Annotated in this window: 16 protein-coding genes and 1 pseudogene; 9 read left to right on the top strand and 8 right to left on the bottom strand. The window is 72.9% G+C overall.

What is annotated here, in order from left to right; genetic code table 11:
* Positions 1–5: 5 nt before the first annotated feature.
* Positions 6–494 (top strand): GNAT family N-acetyltransferase, encoded by a 489-nt coding sequence (locus ACFZDL_RS42985; RefSeq protein ID WP_353596029.1) that lies wholly within the window; start codon positions 6–8, stop codon positions 492–494.
* Positions 495–528: 34 nt separating this feature from the next.
* Here the strand turns inward: ACFZDL_RS42985 and ACFZDL_RS42980 are convergent, their stop codons facing one another.
* Positions 529–1236, bottom strand: a complete 708-nt coding sequence (locus ACFZDL_RS42980; protein ID WP_353596028.1) for a FadR/GntR family transcriptional regulator — start codon at positions 1234–1236, stop codon at positions 529–531.
* A 288-nt stretch (positions 1237–1524) separates the two neighbouring features.
* Here ACFZDL_RS42980 and ACFZDL_RS42975 point away from each other — a divergent pair, with 288 nt between their 5' ends.
* From ACFZDL_RS42975 to ACFZDL_RS42945, 7 genes are all read left to right on the top strand, one after another.
* Positions 1525–3162 (top strand): ABC transporter substrate-binding protein, encoded by a 1638-nt coding sequence (locus tag ACFZDL_RS42975; protein ID WP_353596027.1) that lies wholly within the window; start codon positions 1525–1527, stop codon positions 3160–3162.
* Positions 3163–3173: 11 nt separating this feature from the next.
* Positions 3174–4127 carry an ABC transporter permease subunit gene (locus tag ACFZDL_RS42970; protein ID WP_391194135.1) on the top strand — a complete coding sequence of 318 codons (954 nt, stop codon included), beginning with the start codon at positions 3174–3176 and terminating at the stop codon, positions 4125–4127.
* Positions 4124–5029, top strand: coding sequence for an ABC transporter permease subunit (locus ACFZDL_RS42965; protein WP_391194096.1), 906 nt, complete (start codon positions 4124–4126; stop codon positions 5027–5029). Before ACFZDL_RS42970 ends, ACFZDL_RS42965 begins: the two co-directional genes overlap by 4 nt.
* A complete protein-coding gene (locus ACFZDL_RS42960; RefSeq protein WP_353596025.1) occupies positions 5026–6051 on the top strand; it encodes an ABC transporter ATP-binding protein in 1026 nt (341 codons plus the stop codon). The genes ACFZDL_RS42965 and ACFZDL_RS42960 overlap by 4 nt, the downstream gene beginning before the upstream one ends.
* Positions 6048–7076 (top strand): oligopeptide/dipeptide ABC transporter ATP-binding protein, encoded by a 1029-nt coding sequence (locus ACFZDL_RS42955; protein ID WP_353596024.1) that lies wholly within the window; start codon positions 6048–6050, stop codon positions 7074–7076. The genes ACFZDL_RS42960 and ACFZDL_RS42955 overlap by 4 nt, the downstream gene beginning before the upstream one ends.
* A gap of 117 nt (positions 7077–7193) precedes the next feature.
* Positions 7194–9008, top strand: a complete 1815-nt coding sequence (locus ACFZDL_RS42950) for a gamma-glutamyltransferase (RefSeq protein WP_353596023.1) — start codon at positions 7194–7196, stop codon at positions 9006–9008.
* Between the two features lie 100 nt (positions 9009–9108).
* Positions 9109–9459 carry an MmcQ/YjbR family DNA-binding protein gene (locus ACFZDL_RS42945; RefSeq protein ID WP_353596022.1) on the top strand — a complete coding sequence of 117 codons (351 nt, stop codon included), beginning with the start codon at positions 9109–9111 and terminating at the stop codon, positions 9457–9459.
* 21 nt (positions 9460–9480) lie between these two features.
* Here the strand turns inward: ACFZDL_RS42945 and ACFZDL_RS42940 are convergent, their stop codons facing one another.
* The 6 genes from ACFZDL_RS42940 to ACFZDL_RS42915 form a co-directional block, all read right to left on the bottom strand.
* Complete coding sequence (locus ACFZDL_RS42940; RefSeq protein ID WP_353596021.1) at positions 9481–11181, bottom strand: NAD(P)/FAD-dependent oxidoreductase; 1701 nt, start codon at positions 11179–11181, stop codon at positions 9481–9483.
* A 257-nt stretch (positions 11182–11438) separates the two neighbouring features.
* Positions 11439–12404: a threonine/serine dehydratase gene (locus ACFZDL_RS42935; RefSeq protein WP_353596020.1), complete on the bottom strand. Its 966-nt coding sequence runs from the start codon at positions 12402–12404 to the stop codon at positions 11439–11441.
* 59 nt (positions 12405–12463) lie between these two features.
* Complete coding sequence (locus ACFZDL_RS42930; RefSeq protein WP_353596019.1) at positions 12464–13147, bottom strand: alpha-ketoglutarate-dependent dioxygenase AlkB; 684 nt, start codon at positions 13145–13147, stop codon at positions 12464–12466.
* Between the two features lie 217 nt (positions 13148–13364).
* Positions 13365–13859 carry a methylated-DNA--[protein]-cysteine S-methyltransferase gene (locus ACFZDL_RS42925; protein ID WP_353596018.1) on the bottom strand — a complete coding sequence of 165 codons (495 nt, stop codon included), beginning with the start codon at positions 13857–13859 and terminating at the stop codon, positions 13365–13367.
* Positions 13856–15421 carry an AlkA N-terminal domain-containing protein gene (locus tag ACFZDL_RS42920; RefSeq protein ID WP_353596017.1) on the bottom strand — a complete coding sequence of 522 codons (1566 nt, stop codon included), beginning with the start codon at positions 15419–15421 and terminating at the stop codon, positions 13856–13858. The genes ACFZDL_RS42925 and ACFZDL_RS42920 overlap by 4 nt, the downstream gene beginning before the upstream one ends.
* 153 nt (positions 15422–15574) lie before the next feature.
* On the bottom strand, positions 15575–16570 hold the full coding sequence (locus ACFZDL_RS42915) for a TauD/TfdA family dioxygenase (RefSeq protein WP_353596016.1): 996 nt from the start codon (positions 16568–16570) through the stop codon (positions 15575–15577).
* A 247-nt stretch (positions 16571–16817) separates the two neighbouring features.
* Between ACFZDL_RS42915 and ACFZDL_RS42910 the strand changes: the two genes are divergently transcribed.
* The gene (locus tag ACFZDL_RS42910; RefSeq protein WP_353596015.1) at positions 16818–18146 is read left to right on the top strand and encodes an enolase C-terminal domain-like protein; all 1329 of its coding nucleotides are present in this window, start codon (positions 16818–16820) and stop codon (positions 18144–18146) included.
* Positions 18147–18578: 432 nt separating this feature from the next.
* Here the strand turns inward: ACFZDL_RS42910 and ACFZDL_RS42905 are convergent.
* A pseudogene (locus tag ACFZDL_RS42905) lies at positions 18579–18688 on the bottom strand (6-phosphogluconate dehydrogenase); the annotation flags it as partial.

Raw genomic sequence — 18688 nt, 5'->3', positions numbered from 1 at the left:
TCCGGATGCTGATCAGGGAAGCCACACCGCGGGACTGGCCCGTCATCTGGCCCTTCTTCCACGAGATCGTCGCCGCGGGGGAGACCTTCACCTACCCGCTCGACCTCAGCGAGGAACAGGGCCGCGACTGGTGGCTCCTGCGGCCACCGAACCGTACGGTCGTCGCCGTGGACGAGTCGGGCACCGTCCTCGGCACGGCGAAGATGAACAACAACCAGATGGGCAACGGCGCGCACATCGCGAGCGCCAGCTACATGGTCGACCCGGCCCACTCCGGACAGGGCGTGGGCCGGGCGCTGTGCGCGTACTCACTGGACTGGGCCCGGGCGGCGGGCTTCCGCAGGATGCAGTTCAACGCGGTCGTGGAGACCAACGTGCACGCGGTGCGGCTGTACCGCTCGCTCGGCTTCGAGGTGCTGGGCACGCTCCCGGAGGGCTTCCGCCACCCGACGCAGGGATACGTGGGGCTGCACATCATGCACCGCGCACTGTGAGGCGCCGGAGCCCTCCCGCCCGGCGCCGCGCCGCTCAGCCGGCGGTCCTCCGCTGCTGGGCCTCGATCCGGCGCAGAACGGACTCAAGGTGTGCCTCGGAGGCGGCCCGGGCCGCCTCCGGGTCGCGGGCCTCGATGGCCCGCAGGATGGCCTGGTGCTCCTCGATGGTCGAGCGCCGCCGGGCGGCGGACAGGGGAGAGGAGCGCCGCCCCGGTTCACCGATCTCGTAGACCCGGTCGAGCAGGCGCAGCAGCAGGGGATTGCGGGTGTACTGCGCGATGGCGCGGTGGAAGGTGCGGTCCAGGTCGGTGAACTCCTGCCGCGACGGCTCGCGCCGCATCGCGTCGAGGAGGGCGTGGAGCTGGACGATGTCGGCGGGCGTCGCGCGCGCCGCCGCCCGTGCGGTCACCGACGGTTCGATGCATGCGCGCACCTCCATGACCTGGAGGAGTTCGGCCGTGGCGTCGAGGCCCGCTGCCAGGACATCGCCGCGCGGGGTGGCTCCCGGGTCGAGGACGACGGTGCCCGCGCCCGGGCGGCGGGCGACCAGCCCGCGGGAGGCGAGCGCGCGCAGCGCCTCGCGGACCGAGCCGCGGGAGACCCCGAGGCTCTCCGCGAGTTCCCGTTCGGGGGGAACCCGCGAGCCGGGCGGCAGCTCGCCGCTGAGGATCAGCCGCTCCAGACCGACGGCCAGCGCGTCCGGCCTCGACAGGGTGGAGTGCCGCAGTTGCCGCCAGTCCATTTGTGGTTTCTCAGCCTTCTGACGATCCGGTCGGTGATTCAGGCTCTCATATCGCGAAGAAGCCGGAGCAAGGCGATTTAACCAGGTGGTGACGGTGTCGAAACCACGCGCCCGAGGCCTTCGCACTAGCGTCACCTGGCATCAACTTGGTCCTACCAATGGACCAATCGGAGTTTCTGCGCCATGCTGGGCCGCACCGCGCCGGCCCGTCTCACCTTCCTCGCCCCTCCCTGCCTTTCCCCTCCCTGCCTTCCACCCCCTGGTCCCCATCAGTAAGGCAAGACAGCCATGCGCCCACGCCGCCTGCCCCTGTCTCTTCCCCACCGGGCCGCCACCGCCCTCGTCCTTGGCGCCCTGCTCGGCGCCACCACCGGCTGCGCGTCCCTGGCCACTCCCGCGACCGAGACCGGACCGGACCGGATGGCCGACACCCGGCCCGTCCGCGACGGAGGCACGCTCACCGTCGCGCTCAAGTCCGACCCGGACAAACTCGACCCGACCCTGGCCAGTACCGCCGTCGGCCGGACCGTCTTCTCCGCCCTGTGCGAGAAGCTCTACGACGTCGACCAGGACAACCAGGTCGTACCGCAGCTCGCCGCCGCGCTGCCCAAGACCACCGACCACGGACGCACCGTCACCATCCGGCTCCGCCAGGGCATCCGGTTCGCCGACGGCACCCGGCTGGACGCACGGGCCGTCAAGACCTCCCTCGAACGGCACAAGACACTGCCCGGCTCCACCCGCGCGGGCGAGCTGAAGCCCGTGACCGGTGTGAGCGTCGTCGGTGAGGACACGGTCCGGCTGCGGCTGAGCGAGCCGTACGTCCCCCTGCTCTCGCTCCTCGCCGACCGCTCCGGGATGGTCATGTCCCCCAGGGCGCTGAAGACCTACGGCGACCGGTTCGCGAGCCACCCCACCTGCGTCGGCCCGTTCCGCTACGTGGAGCGGGTCGTGGGCGACCGCATCGTGCTGCGCAAGGACCCGTACTACTACGACGCCGCGAAGGTCCGCCTCGACCGGGTCGTCTACCGGACCATCACCGACGGCAACGTCCGGATGGCGAATCTGCTCTCCGGCGACATCCAGGTCGGTGACCAGATGGACCCGGTCCAGGTCGGCCGGGCGCTCACCGAGCCGGGGCTGCAGCTGTTCCACTCGCCCTCGCTCGGCTACTACGGGCTCACCCTCAACATCGGCAACACCAAGGGCGCCGGGGCATCCCCAGGCCGTATCGACACCCCGGTCGCCCGCGACGTACGGGTGCGCGAGGCGTTCGACCTGTCCCTGGACCGGGCGCTGATCAACAAGATCGTCTTCCAGGGGATGTACCGGCCCACCTGCGGCCCGCTCCCCGAGGGCACCCCCTACGCCGCCGCGGCCGACTGCCCCGCCGCCGATCCCGCGAGGGCCAGACGGCTGCTGGGACAGGCCGGGGTGTCCACCCCCGTCAAGGTGCGGCTGCAGGTCAGCACCACACCGGAGGACAGCCGGCTCGGCCAGGTCATCCAGGCCATGGCCAAGGAGGCGGGCTTCGAGGTGACCCTGCGGCCGACCGAGTTCGCCACCGGGCTGCAACACGCCCGCGCCGGCGACTTCCAGGCGGCCACCACCAACTGGTCCGGCCGGCTCGACCCGGCCGGAAACATCGACGCGTTCGCCGGCACGGGCGGCGCCCAGAACTACGGCGGTCTGTCCGACCCCACCATCGACAAGCTCATCGCCGACGGACACTCCACCGCCGAGGTGACCGACCGCAAGAAGATCTACGAACGGCTCGTGAAAGCCGTCAGGGACCGGCACACCGTGCTCTACCTCATCCAGCCCAACAACTACGTCTCCGCCACCAAGGACATCGCCGGTCTGCGTGTCCTCGGCGACGGCCTGATCCGCGTCAAGGAAGCCGGCTACGCGAAGGGAGACGGCTGATGTCCCGGCCGATGCCCCGCTATCTGCTGCGCCGCCTCGGCGAGTCGCTGATCACCCTCTTCCTGGTCAGCATCGTGGTCTTCGCCGGCGTACGGGCCCTGCCCGGCGACACGGCCACCGCCCTGGCCGGAGAGGAGGCCACCCCCGAGGCGATCGAGCAGATCCGCCGCGCCTACGGACTCGACGACAACATCGCGATCCAGTACCTGCGCTATGTCCGCCACGCCCTCACCGGCGATCTGGGGACCTCGTCCCGCACCGGCCTCCCGGTCCTCGACTCCGTCCTGGACGCCCTGCCCGTGACCCTGGAACTGTCCGCGCTGGCCCTGCTGCTAGCCGTCCTCGTCGGCGTCAGCGCCGGTGTCGTGGCGGCGGTCCGGCGCGGCAGGCCCGAGGAGTGGCTGGTGAACGCCCTGGCGCTGCTCGGGCTTTCGATCCCCGCCTTCTGGCTGGGCATCGTGCTCATCCTCACCTTCGCCATCGCCGTCCCCGTGTTCTCCGCCTCCGGCTTCGTCCCCTTCGGCGTCGACCCCGTGGAGAACCTGCGGCACATGGTGCTCCCGGCCATCGTCCTCGGCTCCGGACTCGCGGCGGTCGTCATGCGGCAGACCCGCGCCGCCATGCTCGGCTCGCTGTCCGCCGACTACATCCGCACCGCACGCGCCAAGGGCCTCTCCCGGCGTCAGGTGATCGGCTCGCACGCGCTGCGCAACAGCCTGGTCACCGTCGTCACCGTCCTCGGCCTGCAACTCGGCCACCTCATCTCGGGCGCGGTGGTCACCGAGCAGATCTTCGTCCTGCCCGGCTTCGGCAAGCTCACCATCGACGCGGTGTTCTCCCGGGACTACGCGATGGTCCAGGGCGTCGTGCTGTTCACCTCCGCCGCCTACATCCTGGTCAACCTGCTGGTGGACCTGGCCTATTCGCTGATCGACCCCCGCATCCGGCTCGGAGGTGCCCGGTGACCGCCCTCGCCCCCGCCACCGGCGAACCAGCCCTCGCGCCCGGCGAACCCGCCACCGCCCCCGGCGCGCCGCCCTCCCCGCTCCGGCTGCTGGTCCGCAATCCACTCGCCCTCACCGGCGCCGTCGCCGCCGCGATCCTGATCCTGGTCGCCGTGTTCGCGCCGCTGATCGCGCCGTACGACCCCACCCGGCCCGACTTCACCGCCGCCCTCCACCCGCCGAGCTGGGCACACTGGCTCGGCACCGACGACCTCGGCCGCGACCAGCTCTCCCGGGTCATCCACGGGGTGCGGGCCTCCCTCCAGATCGGGCTGCTCGCGGTGGCGCTGGCCTTCGCCGTCGGCGTGCCCCTCGGCCTCGCCGCGGGCTACTACGGACGCCTCGCCGACTCCGTGGTCTCCCGGCTCACCGACACCCTCCTCGCCTTCCCGTTCCTGGTGCTGGCGGTCGGCCTCGCCACCATCCTCGGCCCCTCGCTCCTCAACGCCACGATCGCCATCGGCGTGTCCCAGATCCCCGCCGTCATCCGCATCACCCGGGCCGAGACGCTGCGCCTCAAACACCTCGACTACGTCGCCGCGGCCGTCGCCAACGGCGGCGGCGACCGGACCGTGCTCTTCCGGCACATCCTGCCCAACTCCCTGTCGGCGCTCACCGTCCAGGCCACCGTCGGCATCCCGGGCGCCATCATCGGCGAGGCGCTGCTGAGCTTCCTCGGCCTCGGCGTCCAGCCCCCGTCGCCCTCGCTCGGGGTGATGCTCGCAAGCGCCCAGGCGTACATCGCCGCCGCCCCCTGGACGGCCGTCTTCCCGGGCCTGGCGATCGTCGCCGCGACCCTCGCGTTCAACCTGCTCGGCGACGGGCTGCGCGACATCCTCGACCCCCGCGGAGACAGCCGATGACCACGCACCCCGCCCCCGCGCTCAGCGTCCGGGACCTGTCCGTCGTCTTCCGCACCCCCGGCCGCCCGGTGCACGCGGTCGACGGGCTGTCGTACGACGTGGCCGCCGGCGAAGTCCTGGCCGTCGTCGGCGAGTCCGGCTGCGGCAAGTCCGTGACCTCCACCGCCGTCATGGGCCTGCTGCCGCCCACCGCCGAGGTCACCGGTTCGGTACGGCTTCGCGGCCGGGAGCTGGTCGGGGCCCCCGACAGGGAACTGCGGGACGTGCGCGGCAAGGAGATCGCGATGATCTTCCAGGAGCCGATGACCTCGCTGAACCCCGTCCTGACCATCGGCCGCCAGGTCCGCGAGGTCCTCAGCCGCCACCGGGGGATGAGCCGACGGGAGGCCCGCGACCACGCCGTCGAACTGCTCGACCTCGTCGGCATCCCCGCCCCCGGCAGCCGCGCCCGCGACTACCCCCACCAGCTCAGCGGCGGTATGCGCCAGCGGGTGATGATCGCCATGGCCATCGCCTGCGACCCCGCCGTCCTCATCGCCGACGAACCCACCACCGCCCTCGACGTCACCGTCCAGGCGGGCATCCTGGAGGTCCTGCGATCCCTGCGGCAGCGGCTCGGCACCGCCATCGTCCTGATCACCCATGACCTGGGCGTGGTCGCCGACATCGCCGACCGGGTCCTGGTGATGTACGCGGGGCGCGCCGTCGAACAGGCCCCGGTGGACGACCTGTTCGCCGATCCTCGCCACCCGTACACCCGAGGACTCCTGGGCGCCGTGCCCGTCCGCCACCGCCCGGCCGCCCGCGAGGGCCGGCCACGGCTCCAGGAGATTCCCGGCCTCGTCCCGAGCCTCGCCGAACAGCCCGACTGGTGCACCTTCCAGCCCCGCTGCGCGGCCGCCGACCAGCGGTGCGCCACCGACCGGCCGACCCTGCGGCCGCTGCGGGACGGCCACGACGCCGCCTGCTGGCACCCCGCACAGACATCCGCGCCCCACCGGTCCGAGGAGGCCGCCCAGTGAACGCCACAGCCGCAGCCGACCCCGGCCACCCGGGCCACCCCGTTCTGGATCTCCATGGCCTCACCCGCCACTTCCCCGGCGGCGCCGGCACCGTCAGGGCCGTGGACGGGGTCAGCCTGACCATCGGCCGGGGCGAGATCGTCGGCCTGGTCGGCGAGTCGGGCAGCGGCAAGTCCACCGTCGGGCGGTGCGCGGTACGGCTCGACCGGCCCACCGGCGGCACCGTACGGATCAACGGCCGCGACATCACCCGCCTGTCCCGGCGCGCGCTGCGCCCGCTGCGCAAGGACTTCCACCTCGTCTTCCAGGACCCGTCCTCCTCGCTTGACCCCCGGATGACCGTCGGCGCCATCGTCGCCGAACCCCTGCGGCTGCACCGCATCGCCTCCGGCGACGCCCTGTGCGAGCGGGTCGCCGCGCTGCTGGAGCAGGTGGGGCTGCGCCCCGAGCACGCCCGGCGGCGCCCGCACGAGCTCTCGGGCGGTCAGCGGCAGCGCGTCTCCATCGCCCGCGCCCTGTCCGTGGACCCGCAACTGCTGGTGGCCGACGAGCCGACCTCGGCGCTCGACGTCTCCGTCCAGGCGTCCGTCCTCAATCTGCTGGCGGACCTCCAGCGGGACCGGCGCTTCGGCTGTCTGTTCATCACCCACGACCTGGCCGCGGTCGAATACCTCGCCGACCGGATCGCCGTCATGTACCTCGGACAGCTGGTGGAGCAGGCCCCGGCCGCCGAGCTGTTCGCCGACCCCAAGCACCCCTACACCCAGGCGCTGCTGTCCGCCGCCCCCGTGCCCGACCCGCCCCGGCAGCGGACCCGCGCCCGGATCCTGCTCAGCGGGGAGCTGCCCAGCCCACTGGACCCGCCGGCGGGCTGCCGCTTCCACACCCGCTGCCCGCTCGCCACCGACCGGTGCCGCACCGAGCCACCCGCCCTGCGGGAACTGCCCGGCGGAGCGCGCCAGGTCTCCTGCCATCTGGTGGCCGACGACGGCACCGCGCCGGACGCCTCGGCCCCGGCCCGCTGACCTCGGCCCGCCGCCATCGCGGACTCCCCCTGACAGACCCGCCGCCACGAGCCCGCCTCGCCCGCGCCCGCACCCGCGTGGAACGATCAAGCCGTACCGAGACCAGGAGAGCCCGTCATGTTCACCACCCGCCCCACCCTCCAGGGCACCCACGGCATGGTGTCCTCCACCCACTGGCTGGCGTCCCAGTCCGCCATGGCCGTCCTGGAGGACGGCGGCAACGCCTTCGACGCGGCCGTGGCCGCCGGGTTCGTCCTGCACGTCGTCGAACCGCATCTGAACGGACCGGCCGGCGAGGTGCCCATCATCCTCGCGCCGGCGGGCTCCGCCCCCACCGTCCTGTGCGGCCAGGGACCCGCCCCCGCCGGGGCCACCATCGACCACTACACCTCGCTCGGCCTCGACCTGGTCCCGGGCACCGGCCCGCTCGCCGCGGCCGTGCCCGGCGCGTTCGACGCCTGGATGCTGCTGCTGCGCGACCACGGCACCAAGCAGCTCGCCGAGGTCCTGAAGTACGCCATCGGCTACGCCGAGCACGGCCACCCCGCCGTCGAGCGCGTCGGCGAGACCGTCGAGACCGTACGGGAGCTCTTCGAGACCGAGTGGACCACCTCGGCCGAGCTGTATCTGCCCGGCGGCAGGGCCCCCGCCCCCGGGCGGCTGCTGAAGAACCCCGCCCTCGCCGCGACATGGCGGCGCCTCCTCGCCGAGGCCGAGGCCGGCTCAACGGGGTCCGGCCGTGAGAACCGGATCGACGCCGCCCGCAGGATCTGGCGCGAGGGCTTCATCGCCGAGGCGCTGGCCGAGGCCGCCGCCCGGCCCACCATGGACTCGTCCGGGGAGCGCCACGCCGGCACCCTCACCCGCGACGACCTCGCCGCCTACTCGGCCGCCTACGAGCCCCCCGTCACCCACGACTGGAACGGCTGGACGGTGTGCAAGGCCGGGCCCTGGAGCCAGGGCCCGGTGTTCCTGCAGCAACTGGCCCTGCTGCCGCCCGGCCTGACCGCCGACGACTACGGGACCCCCGACTATCTGCACACCCTCATCGAGGGCGGCAAACTGGCCATGGCCGACCGCGAGGCCTGGTACGGCGACGCCGCCGACGTCCCGCTCGACGACCTGCTGTCCACCCCGTACAACGACGAGCGCCGGGCGCTCATCGGCGAGCGCGCCAGCCATGAGCTGCGGCCGGGGCGGCCCGGCGGCCGCGAGCCGCGGCTGAGCAAGCAGGCCCTGGCCGCGGTCGCGCGGGCCGCCTCGCACGCCCCCGGGCCCGCCACCGCGCCCGGCGCCGGGGAGCCCACCGTCGGCCCCGACGGCACCACCCGCGGCGACACCTGCCACCTCGACGTCGTCGACCGCTGGGGGAACATGGTCGCGGCCACCCCCAGTGGCGGCTGGCTGCAGTCCAACCCCGTGATCCCGGCGCTCGGCTTTCCGCTCGGCACCCGGCTGCAGATGACCTGGCTGGACGCCGGGCTGCCGGGCTCCCTCACCCCCGGCCGCCGCCCCCGCACCACCCTCAGCCCCTCCCTCGCCCTGCGCGGCGGCACCCCCGTGATGGCCTTCGGCACACCCGGCGGCGATCAGCAGGACCAGTGGAGCACCCACTTCTTCCTCGCCGTCGCCCTGCGCGAGCCGGTCCGCTCCGGGCTCGATCTGCAAGGCGCCATCGACGCGCCCAACTGGCATCAGGAGAGCTTCCCCGGCTCGTTCCATCCGCGGTCGATGGCGGCGGGGAAGGTCGTGGTCGAGTCCCGGATCGGCGAGCCGGCCATCACCGGGCTCCGCCGCCGCGGCCATGACGTCACGGTCGGCGGCGCCTGGACCGAGGGCCGGCTGTGCGCGGTGGCCCGCGACCCCGACACCGGTGTCCTCCTGGCGGCCGCCAACCCGCGTGGCGCCCAGGGGTACGCCGTGGGCCGCTGACAGCCGCGCCCCGGGCCCGGCCAGGAGCGGCCCGGCCCGGGGGCCCGGGCGGGGAACGGCCTGGCGGGCGGGTGTCGGTGGCGTGCCTTACGGTCGTCCCATGACCACGTCCGACGATGTCCGTGCAATCGCGCTGTCGCTCCCCGAGACGACGGAGAAGACCGCCTGGTCCATGCCCACCTTCCGGGTCGCCGGGAAGATGTTCGCCACGCTCCCCGAGGACGAGACCTCAATGGCCGTCAGATGTCCCAAGGAGGAGCGGGACGAGCTGGTCCTCGCCGAGCCGGAGAAGTTCTGGATCGCCGCCCATGAGGCGAGCTTCGCCTGGGTGCGGGTGCGGCTCGCCGCGCTGGACGACACGGACGAGCTGCGCGACATCCTCGTGGACTCCTGGCAGCAGGCCGCACCGCCCAGGCTCCTGGAGCAGCGGGCCCAGAAGACGGGGCGGTGAGCCCGTGGCCCAAGCGCGCCGTCAGCCGATGCGCGCCAGGCCCTTCGCCTGCTGACGGGCCCGGCCGCGGGAGACCCTGAGCGGATCCCAGTCCGGCCCGCGGTCGGGGAGCCGCGCCGGGTCTCCCACGACGGCGCCCCGGTGCACCTCGGCCAGCAGCTGACGGCCGAGCACCTGGGAGGCACACACCATGCCGCCGTTGGCCGCGCCGGCCACTCCGCTGCCGTACCGGGTGCTCTGACCGACCACATACAGCCCTTCGACGCCGGTGCGCACATCGGGGCGCCTGCCCACACCGCCCCAGTTGCCAAGACCGTACGGGGTGCCCCCGCTGGCCAGGATGTAGCGCTCGTTGGTCAGCGGGGTGGCGGTCTCCACATGCGTGATGCGGTCCCGGAAGGGGCCGATGACTTTCTCGGCGGTGGCCAGCATCGTGTCGGTGATCTGCTTCTTCCGCGCCAGGTAGGTGGCGTTGCGACGGTAGCGCTCGCCGTCGGCCGGGCCCTTGGGGACACCCCAGAACTCATGGCCGGGCGGGCAGACCGTCATGATCTGGAAGTTGCTGTGGCCGGGCGGGCACACATTGGGCGCCCCGGCGTCCTTGACCGAGGCGAAGGAGAAGATCAGCTGAGGCACCTCCCGCATCTGCTCCTCGATCATCCGTGCGTGTGCCCGCTCCAGGTCGTCGCTGTCGTGCCACCAGATGTTGGCGTTGGGGAGGTCGGGCAGCTCGGTGTCCAGCGCGACGTACACCGCGGTCAGCGGACATCGCATGGTCGCTTCCCGGGTCTGTCTGACCAGGTGGGCGGGGAAGGCCGCCTCCCCGCCGCACAGGTCGAGGACGGTCCTGCGGTAGTCGGCGTTGGAGATCACCAGCGGCGCCAGGACGCGCTCGCCGTCGGCCAGTTCGACCCCGACCGCCGTGTCGTTCTCGATGAGGATACGAGCCACCGCCGTCCGGGTGCGCAGCTCCCCGCCGTGCCCCTCGAACGCCTCGACCAGGGTGGCCACCAGCACCTGGCCGCCGCCCTCGGGGTAGTAGGCGCCGCGCATGTAGTGGTCCATCAGGCCGGCGTGCACGGAGAAGCCGACGTCGTCGGGGAGCGCCCCGTAGTTTCCGTACTGCGCGGCCAGCAGGGTCCTGGCCCTGGGGGAGAAACCGCAGTGGTCGAAGAGCTTGCCCAGGGACCGCCGGCTCCAGCGCGTCGCCTCAGGGCTGGCACGGTAGAGGTCCATGACGGGCTCGCCGAGCAGACTCGCCCGGCTCAGCGCGGTCGTGCTCTTGCAGAGGTCGATGTACGTGTCGATCCCGGCGGCCTCGCCCGGCAGCGCGCGCTTGAGCCTGTCGCGGTAGTTGTCCCAGCCGGAGGGCACGTCCAGCGTGGTGGTGGGGGTGATCACCCGGTCGAAGCCGCGCTCGTTGTCCATCGGCCGGAAACGCACCCGGTCGCCGACGCCGAGTCCGGAGAGGATGGCCGGGATGATCCCGTCCGTCCCGCAGTCGCCCAGGTAGTGCGTGCCGACGTCGAATTCGTATCTGCGCCGTCTGCGGAAGACATGTGCGTTTCCGCCCGCCACGTCGTGCTGTTCCAGGACCAGCACCCGGCGGCCGTCGGCGGCGAGATAGCCGCCGCACACCAGGCCGGCGATGCCGCTGCCGACGATGATCGCGTCATAGCGATCCGGCCGCGCCGCCCGGTCGGAGATCACATCGGTGGTCATCCCAGCCCCCTGTATGATGCAGCCTGGACCCGAGACCAACTATGACGTATCGGCCCGGTCCAGGACTTGACGACATGAACCACCTGTTCGTGGATGAATCCTGACTGCAATATAGGGCCCGGAGCGCGGGCCGATGGCGAAAACGCGCATACGCGTGAGCGGCCCGGGATGCTGAAGGGCCGTCAGTCCAGTGTCATCGCAGTCGGTTGGGCCGGGCGCGCTGTCCACCATGTGGGCCGGACCGCCGGGGGGCCGGTTCAGCGCAGGCCGAAGCGGTCCGCCCAGGACATGACGTCCCACGTGGTCACATTGCCACCGCAGACCACCAGCCCCAACCGCGCACCCTCGCCCACCCGCTCCAACACCCGCCGCGCGGCCGGAAGGAGGCAGCCGGCGGCGGGCTCGGCCCAGACCTTCGCGTGCTCGGCGAGATCGAGGGTGCCCCGCACCGCCTCGGCGTCCGACACCACCAGGACCTCGGTGACCAAGGCGGACACATGGTCGTAGGTGAGCCGGGAGACGGACGGCGCGCTGAGAGTGGAGACGATCGAGGAGAGCGCCACCGGCACCGGGCCGCCCGCGGCCAGCGCCTCGGACATGGCCTGGGCCCCTTCGGTCTCCACCCCCCAGATCCGCACCCCGGGCCGCCGCGCGCGCAGCGCCGCCGCGACCCCGGAGATCAGCCCGCCGCCGCCGATGCTGACCAGCACATCGGTCAGCTCGCCGGCGTCGTCGGCCAACTCCAGACCGACGGTGCCCTGCGCGGCGACCACCACGGGGTCGTCGTAGGGGTGCACCAGCGTCAGACCCTCGGCCTCCAACTGCGCCATCAAGGAGAACGCGCCGTCCATGTCGTCCGTCAGACGCACCGAGGCCCCCGCCTCCTCCGCGATCCGCACGGCCCGCGCGGGAGCCGACCGCGGCATCACGACGGTCGCCTTCACATCCAGGGCGCCCGCCATGACCGCGACCGCGATCCCGTGGTTGCCACCGCTCACCGCCACCACGCCCGCCGCGCGGTCCGCCTCGCTCAGCGACAGGAGCTTCGCCGCCGCCCCACGCGCCTTGAAGGAGCCGGTGCGCTGCAGCAACTCCAGCTTGGCGGTGACCGGCGCACCGAGCAGACCGGTGAGGCCCGGGCTCGGCAGGGTCGGGGTGCGTACGACATGGCCGGCGATCCGTTCCGCCACCGACTCGATCGCCTCGATGTCCGCGATGCCCATGACGGCAACCACCTTTCCGTGAGCGTGTGATCAACACCCTAACCACCCCGCTCCGGGTGTCACGGCCCGTTCGGCAACCCGGTCACCCGCATGGTGATGTTCAGCCGCCCCGCGCGCAGCCCGGTGGCCGGGTCGCCGGTGCCCTCGTGGACCCTCGGCACCCCGTGGTACACGTAGCGCGAGGGGCCGCCGAAGACGAACAGATCGCCGGAGGCCAGCTCGATGTCCGTGTACGGCTTGGTGCGGGTCGCGGTGTTGCCGACCCGGAAGACGCAGGTGTCGCCGATGCTCAGCGAGACGACCGGGGCGGAGGACTTCTCGTCCTTGTCCTGGTGCATGCCCAGCCTGGCCTCGCCGTCGTAGAAATTGATCAGCGCCGTATCGGGGGAGTAGTCGGCCGCGGCCGACCCGGCCATCTCCTCCACGTCGTCCTGGTACGCCTCCGCCAGCGCCCGGCGGCCCAGGTCCACCATCCAGCCGGGGAATTCCGCGGCCCGGGCGCCGTTCACATCGTCGGCCGTACGGCTGTACCGGTACGGCAGCCAGTGCCAGCCCACGCACACGGTCTGCACGGACATGACACCCCCGCTGGGCAGCCTGGTGCGCCGGATGGGGACGGGCCCCGCGGCCCAGGCCCGGCAGGCTGCGACGAGCTCGCGCTGCTGTGGGAGCGTGAGCCAGTCGGGCACATGCACCGCGCCCGGTGCGACCTCCCGGCGCAGGCGTGGGATCAGGGCGCTCATGCCCCTCCCTCCCGCTCAGTCCTGGCGCGCTTGAACGCGCGGGCTTCCTTCGTCGCTGTGCGGCTCCTCAGTCCAGCCCGCGCAGCGCGCCAAGACACGCACCCCTCACCCCGCTCAGTCTTGCCGCGCTCTGACGCGCGGGCTTCCTTCGTCGCTGCTCGCTCCTTCGTCGCTGTGCGGCTCCTCAGTCCAGCCCGCGCAGCGCGCCAAGACACGCTCATACGCCCTCGTGCGCCAGCAGCTGTCGCTTGCGCTCCAGGCCGCCGGCGTAGCCGGTCAGCGAGCCGTTCGCGCCGATCACGCGGTGGCAGGGGCGCACCACCAGCACCGGGTTCGCACCGAGCGCCGTGCCGAGGGCGCGCACCGCCGCGCGCGGGGCCCCGATCCGCTCGGCGAGCCGGCCGTAGGTGGTCGTGGTGCCGTACGGGATGGTGTCCAGGGCCTGCCACACCCGCTGCTGGAATGCGCTGCCGCGGGTCACATACTCGATGTCGAACCAGGTCAGGCCGCCGTTGAAGTAGGCGCGCAGCTGGGCGACGATCTCGTCGAACGCCTCCGGAGAGCGCCGCCAGCCGTCCTGGACGACCGCGCCGCCCTTCTGGCCGGGTACGGACAGGGAGGCGAGCGCGGTGCCGCCCTTGGCGGTCTTCGACTCCTCGCCCACCAGCAGCAGTTCGCCCAGCGGGCTGTCGACCGTCGTGTAGACCGTCATCGGTCTTTCCTTTCGTGGTCCTCGTGCGTCTCGTGCGTCTCGTGCGTCTCGTGCGTCTCGTGTGTGTCGTGCGTGTCGCGTTCGGTGAAGTCTCCACGGTCCCTGGCGGCGTTCCAGAAGTGGTGCATGGCGTAGCTGCGCCAGGGCCTCCAGGCCTCGGAGTCGACCGCCGCCGCGCCCGTCGCCCGCATCCCGGCCCGTACGGCCACATCCGCGGTCAGCAGCACGTCCGGGTCGCCCAGGGCCCGCATGCGGATGTAGCCGGCGGTCCAGGGGCCGACGCCGCGCAGGCCGAGGAGCGCCTTTTCGGCCTCGTCCCGGTCGGCGCCGGGGTCGAGCCGGACGGCGCCGCCGGCGAGCGCCGCGCTGACCGTGCGCACCGTGTCACGGCGCGCGTCCGGCATCCCGAGCTCGCCCAGCGCCGCCTCGGCCAGCCGCTCCGCGCTCGGGAAGAGACGGGTCAGCCCGCCGCTCGGCGTGCGCAGCGGCTCCCCGTACGCCGCCAGCAGCGCCTCGCCGAGCCTGCGGCCGGCGGCCACCGAGACCTGCTGGCCCAGCACCGTGCGGACCGCCAGCTCGTGCGGATCGGCAGCGCCGGGGGCGCGCAGCCCCGGCCGCAGGGCGACCAGCGGGGCGAGCGCCGGGTCCGCGCCCAGCCGCTCGCCGACCGCGTACGGATCGGCGTCGAGGTCGAACAGGCGGCGCACCCGCTGGGTGGCGGTGGTCAGATCGCGCAGATCGCCCAGGTGCAGCCGGCACTCAAGCCAGCCGCCCGCGCCGGGTGCCTCGCCGACCTCCGCGATCCCGGCCCCGTTCGGCAGCCGCAGGGCGCGCCGGTAGACCCGGGCGCCGCGCTCGCCGGTCATCTCCTCGACGCCCGCGAGGGCTCGGGCGCCCAGGTAGTCGAAGACCTCGGCGGAGGCGTACGGACCGCGGAAGGCGAGCCGCAGCGGTATCCCGGCCGCGCCGTCCCCGGAGCCGACCGGCGCGACGCGCGCGCCCTGCCCGGGGCGGGCGGCGCGCAGCTCGCTGGGCGTGAGGGCGTAGATCTCGCGGATGGTGTCGTTGAACTGCCGCACGCTGGCGAAACCGGCCGCGAAGGCGATCTCGGCGGCCTGCATGGAGGTGGTCTGCAGCAGGATCCGCGCGGTGTGGCCGCGCTGCACCCGCGCGAGCGCGAGCGGGCCCGCGCCCAGCTCGGCGTTCAGCTGGCGCTGTACCTGGCGGGCGCTGTAGCCCAGCCGCCCGGCGAGCCCGGCCACGCCCTCGCGGTCGACGACGCCGTCACCGATCAGCCGCACCGCCCGGCCGACCACATCGGCCCGGGTGTTCCACTCCGCGGACCCGGGCACCGCGTCCGGGCGGCAGCGGCGGCAGGCCCGGAAGCCGGCGCCCTGGGCCGCGGCCGCGGTCGGGAAGAAGCGGACGTTCTTGCGCTTGGGCGTGTTGGCGGGGCAGCTCGGCCGGCAGTAGATGCCGGTCGTGGAGACGGCGAGGAAGAACTCGCCGTCGAACCGGGAGTCGCGGCTGCACACCGCCTCGTACTTGCTGTCGTCGGTCATCACCCCTCCACTCTGCGGCAGGGCGGGGCGGTGTGCTGGCGGGAATCGGACATGGCGCTGCGCGGCGCGTGGCCCTCGTCCGTCCGGTGCGCGGGAGGCGGGCGGGACGCCCGGGCGTGGGACCGCCGCGGCGCACCCCGACGGCGCCCGGGCTCAGCCGGCCTGCGCGGGCCCGGACGCCGGCCGGTAGGCGTAGCAGCGCCGCAGCCAGCGGGCCCGGCCCTCGGCGAGCGGCTGGAACGGCACCCGGCGGTGCATCACGCGCCGGTTGTCGAAGATGTGGAACCCGCCCTCCTCGACCAGCACCGGAGTGCCCGGCAGGGCGGCCGCGTGGCGCTCGAAGTCCGCCAGCGCCTCGCGTGCCCCGTCGGTGAGGCCGGTGAGCCTGCCGGGTCCGTAGCGCAGGGCGGCGTTGCCGTCCGGGAGGGTCCAGAGCATGGGGACGCCGCTGCGGCTCAGCGGCCTGCCGTCGTCGTCGGCGGTGTACGACTCGGGCGCGGTCACCGTGAAGTCGGGGCGCCGCAGCGCCTCGGCCGTCCGGGCCGGCAGCGTCTCGAGGAGGGCGTCGACGGGCAGCAGGTCCGTGGGCACCTGCTCGTCGTTGCGCATGCCGATGAAGGACAGGTAGTGGGGGATGGCCTTGGCGGCGGGCGCGCCCGGCCGGTGGTCGAGCACCGAGTCGTCGGTGTGCCAGTCCAGCGGCTGTGCGTAGCCCCAGGAGGTGAGGGTGCGGGCGGAGGCCGCGCGCGGCGCCACGTTCCTGATCAGCCGCCCGTCGTTCTCCCACGGGTAGGCGATCGGCGTGAGCCCGAGCAGGTGCAGGATGCCGAAGTGCACCAGGTTCGGCGTCCTCAGGAGCGATTCGTCGCAGAACCCGTCCCGGGGCGTGGGCACGGGTTCCTGGGGGCCGGGCAGATTGGTCAGGGTGAACCACGCGGTGGGGGAGTGCCGCCACCGCGCGAGCGCGTCCAGGACCTGCGCGGGCAGATGGTTGCGCAGCTGCTTGGCGCCGTACTCCAGATAGAGGTCGATGCCGGTGTCGGGCACGGCGTCGCCGAGTTCGGTGACCGCGGCCAGGGCGGCCTCCGCCGCGGCCTTGGCGGAGTCCGGGATGTGCTGGGTGCGGCTGCGGGTACGGCTGTTGGTCATGATCTTGACCCTACGAACACCTCGTTCCCGCGTTCGTCTTCTGTGGAAGATTTGAGCGGATTCTGAGGATGCCGCCCCGGCGGCCGCCGGGGCTTGATCGCCATCCGTGACCGCTCGTACATCGTGACCGCTCGTAATCCGTGGGCGTGGACCCATTGACCCATCGCGTTCACGAGCCTAGCCTCCATCTTCATATGTAGATGTCGTGCGCATGCGTGAAGCTACCTCGGAGGCAAGGAACCCGTCCATGAGCCAGCCAACCGTCACCGCCTTCTCCGTCTACCCGGTCGCCGGCCGGGACTGCATGGAGCTCAACCTCTCCGGGGCGCACGGCCCCTACTTCACCCGTAACGTGGTCGTCCTCGAGGACTCCGAAGGACGCACGGGCCTGGGTGAGGTGCCGGGCGGCGAGAAGATCACACAGACGCTGCGGGACGCCGCCTCCCTCGTCGTCGGCGCGCGCGTGGGCGACTACAAGCGTGTGCTGCGCGAGATCGGGGACAGGTTCGCCGACCGCGACTCCGGGGGGCGGGGGCTGCAGACCTTCGATCTGCGCACCACCGTCCACGCCGTCACCGCGGTCGAGTCGGCGCTGCTCGACCTGCTGGGACAGCACCTCGACGTCCCGGTCGCGGCGCTCCTGGGCGACGGACAGCAGCGTGACTCCGTCCGGGTCCTCGGCTATCTGTTCTACGTCGGCGACCCCGACCGCACCGACCTGGAGTACGTCCGCGAGCCGGACGCCGACGAGGAGTGGTACCGCGTCCGGCACGAGGAGGCGCTGACCCCCGAGGCGATCGTCCGTCAGGCCGAGGCCACCTACGACCTGTACGGCTTCCGCGACTTCAAGCTCAAGGGCGGGGTCCTGGAGGGCCATGAGGAGGTCAAGGCCATCCGGGCGCTCAAGGAGCGCTTCCCCGAGGCCCGGATCACCCTCGACCCCAACGGCGCCTGGTCACTGCGCGAGGCCATCGAGCTGTGCCGGCCCCTGCTGGGCACCCTCGCCTACGCCGAGGACCCGTGCGGAGCCGAAGAGGGCTACTCGGGCCGCGAGATCCTGGCTGAGTTCCGCCGTGCCACCGGCCTTCCCACGGCGACCAACATGATCGCCACCGACTGGCGGCAGATGACCCACACGCTGGCCCTGCAGTCCGTGTCCATCCCCCTGGCCGATCCGCACTTCTGGACCATGCAGGGCTCGGTCCGGGTCGCCCAGCTGTGCCATGAGATGGGGCTGACCTGGGGCTGCCACTCGAACAACCACTTCGACATCTCGCTGGCGATGGTGGCCCACTGCGGCGCGGCGGCGCCGGGGGAGTACAACGCCCTGGACACGCACTGGATCTGGCAGGAGGGGCTGGAGCGGCTGACCGTCGAGCCGCCCCGGATCGCCGACGGCCGGGTCGCCATCTCCGACCTCCCGGGCCTCGGCGTCCGGCTCGACATGGACCGGCTCCTCGCCGCCCATGAGCTCTACCAGGAGAAGGCGCTCGGGGCCCGCGACGACGCGGTCGCGATGCGGTACCTCGTCCCGGACTGGACGTTCGACAACAAGCGCCCCTGCCTCGTGCGCTAGGCCCTGTCGTCAAAGTCCCGCCTGCCCCACGGCGCCTGGCACGCACGCTCGCTGCGTTGTCGGGATCGTCCGAGTAGCCCACTACGAGGACGACCCTCCGCCTTGCGATCGCACGCACCAGACGCCGTGGGGCCCGCCCTGCGGGCGGACGGCGCTACTTTGACGACAGGACCTAGCGGCGCGGCGGGCCGGGGCGCGGCGTGTGCCGCCGGGTGTGCCGGCCGGGTCCTCGTCCTCCCCGAAGGACCCGGCCGGGCCCGCGCCGTACGGTGGGAGCGGACCGGCTCCGCGGTACGGTCCGATCACCGGTGCCCCAGGAGGAACAGTGGAACCACGCGTCACGGACAATCCGGGGCAGTCGCGCTTCGAGATCTTCGACGCCCACCTCTGAGCGGGGGTCCCGGCCCGCCGCGGCGGACCGGGACGGGCCTCTCAGCCCTCGCTTGCCTCGACCGCGTGGCCGCCGAACTGGTTGCGCAGTGCGGCGATCATCTTCATCTGCGGGGAGTCGTCCTGGCGGGACGCGAACCGGGCGAAGAGCG

This window comes from Streptomyces sp. NPDC007917 (assembly GCF_042959105.1).
GTDB lineage: Bacteria > Actinomycetota > Actinomycetes > Streptomycetales > Streptomycetaceae > Streptomyces.
This window is presented reverse-complemented; position numbering and strand designations above follow the sequence as displayed.

Bases quoted from the DNA above. Each gene is read 5' to 3' on its own strand.
- ACFZDL_RS42985 (WP_353596029.1), top strand. From the start codon at position 6: ATGCTGATCAGGGAAGCCACACCGCGGGACTGGCCCGTCATCTGGCCC.
- ACFZDL_RS42980 (WP_353596028.1), bottom strand. From the start codon at position 1,236: ATGGACTGGCGGCAACTGCGGCACTCCACCCTGTCGAGGCCGGACGCG.
- ACFZDL_RS42975 (WP_353596027.1), top strand. From the start codon at position 1,525: ATGCGCCCACGCCGCCTGCCCCTGTCTCTTCCCCACCGGGCCGCCACC.
- ACFZDL_RS42970 (WP_391194135.1), top strand. From the start codon at position 3,174: ATGCCCCGCTATCTGCTGCGCCGCCTCGGCGAGTCGCTGATCACCCTC.
- ACFZDL_RS42960 (WP_353596025.1), top strand. From the start codon at position 5,026: ATGACCACGCACCCCGCCCCCGCGCTCAGCGTCCGGGACCTGTCCGTC.
- ACFZDL_RS42950 (WP_353596023.1), top strand. From the start codon at position 7,194: ATGTTCACCACCCGCCCCACCCTCCAGGGCACCCACGGCATGGTGTCC.
- ACFZDL_RS42945 (WP_353596022.1), top strand. From the start codon at position 9,109: ATGACCACGTCCGACGATGTCCGTGCAATCGCGCTGTCGCTCCCCGAG.
- ACFZDL_RS42940 (WP_353596021.1), bottom strand. From the start codon at position 11,181: ATGACCACCGATGTGATCTCCGACCGGGCGGCGCGGCCGGATCGCTAT.
- ACFZDL_RS42935 (WP_353596020.1), bottom strand. From the start codon at position 12,404: ATGGGCATCGCGGACATCGAGGCGATCGAGTCGGTGGCGGAACGGATC.
- ACFZDL_RS42930 (WP_353596019.1), bottom strand. From the start codon at position 13,147: ATGAGCGCCCTGATCCCACGCCTGCGCCGGGAGGTCGCACCGGGCGCG.
- ACFZDL_RS42925 (WP_353596018.1), bottom strand. From the start codon at position 13,859: ATGACGGTCTACACGACGGTCGACAGCCCGCTGGGCGAACTGCTGCTG.
- ACFZDL_RS42920 (WP_353596017.1), bottom strand. From the start codon at position 15,421: ATGACCGACGACAGCAAGTACGAGGCGGTGTGCAGCCGCGACTCCCGG.
- ACFZDL_RS42915 (WP_353596016.1), bottom strand. From the start codon at position 16,570: ATGACCAACAGCCGTACCCGCAGCCGCACCCAGCACATCCCGGACTCC.
- ACFZDL_RS42910 (WP_353596015.1), top strand. From the start codon at position 16,818: ATGAGCCAGCCAACCGTCACCGCCTTCTCCGTCTACCCGGTCGCCGGC.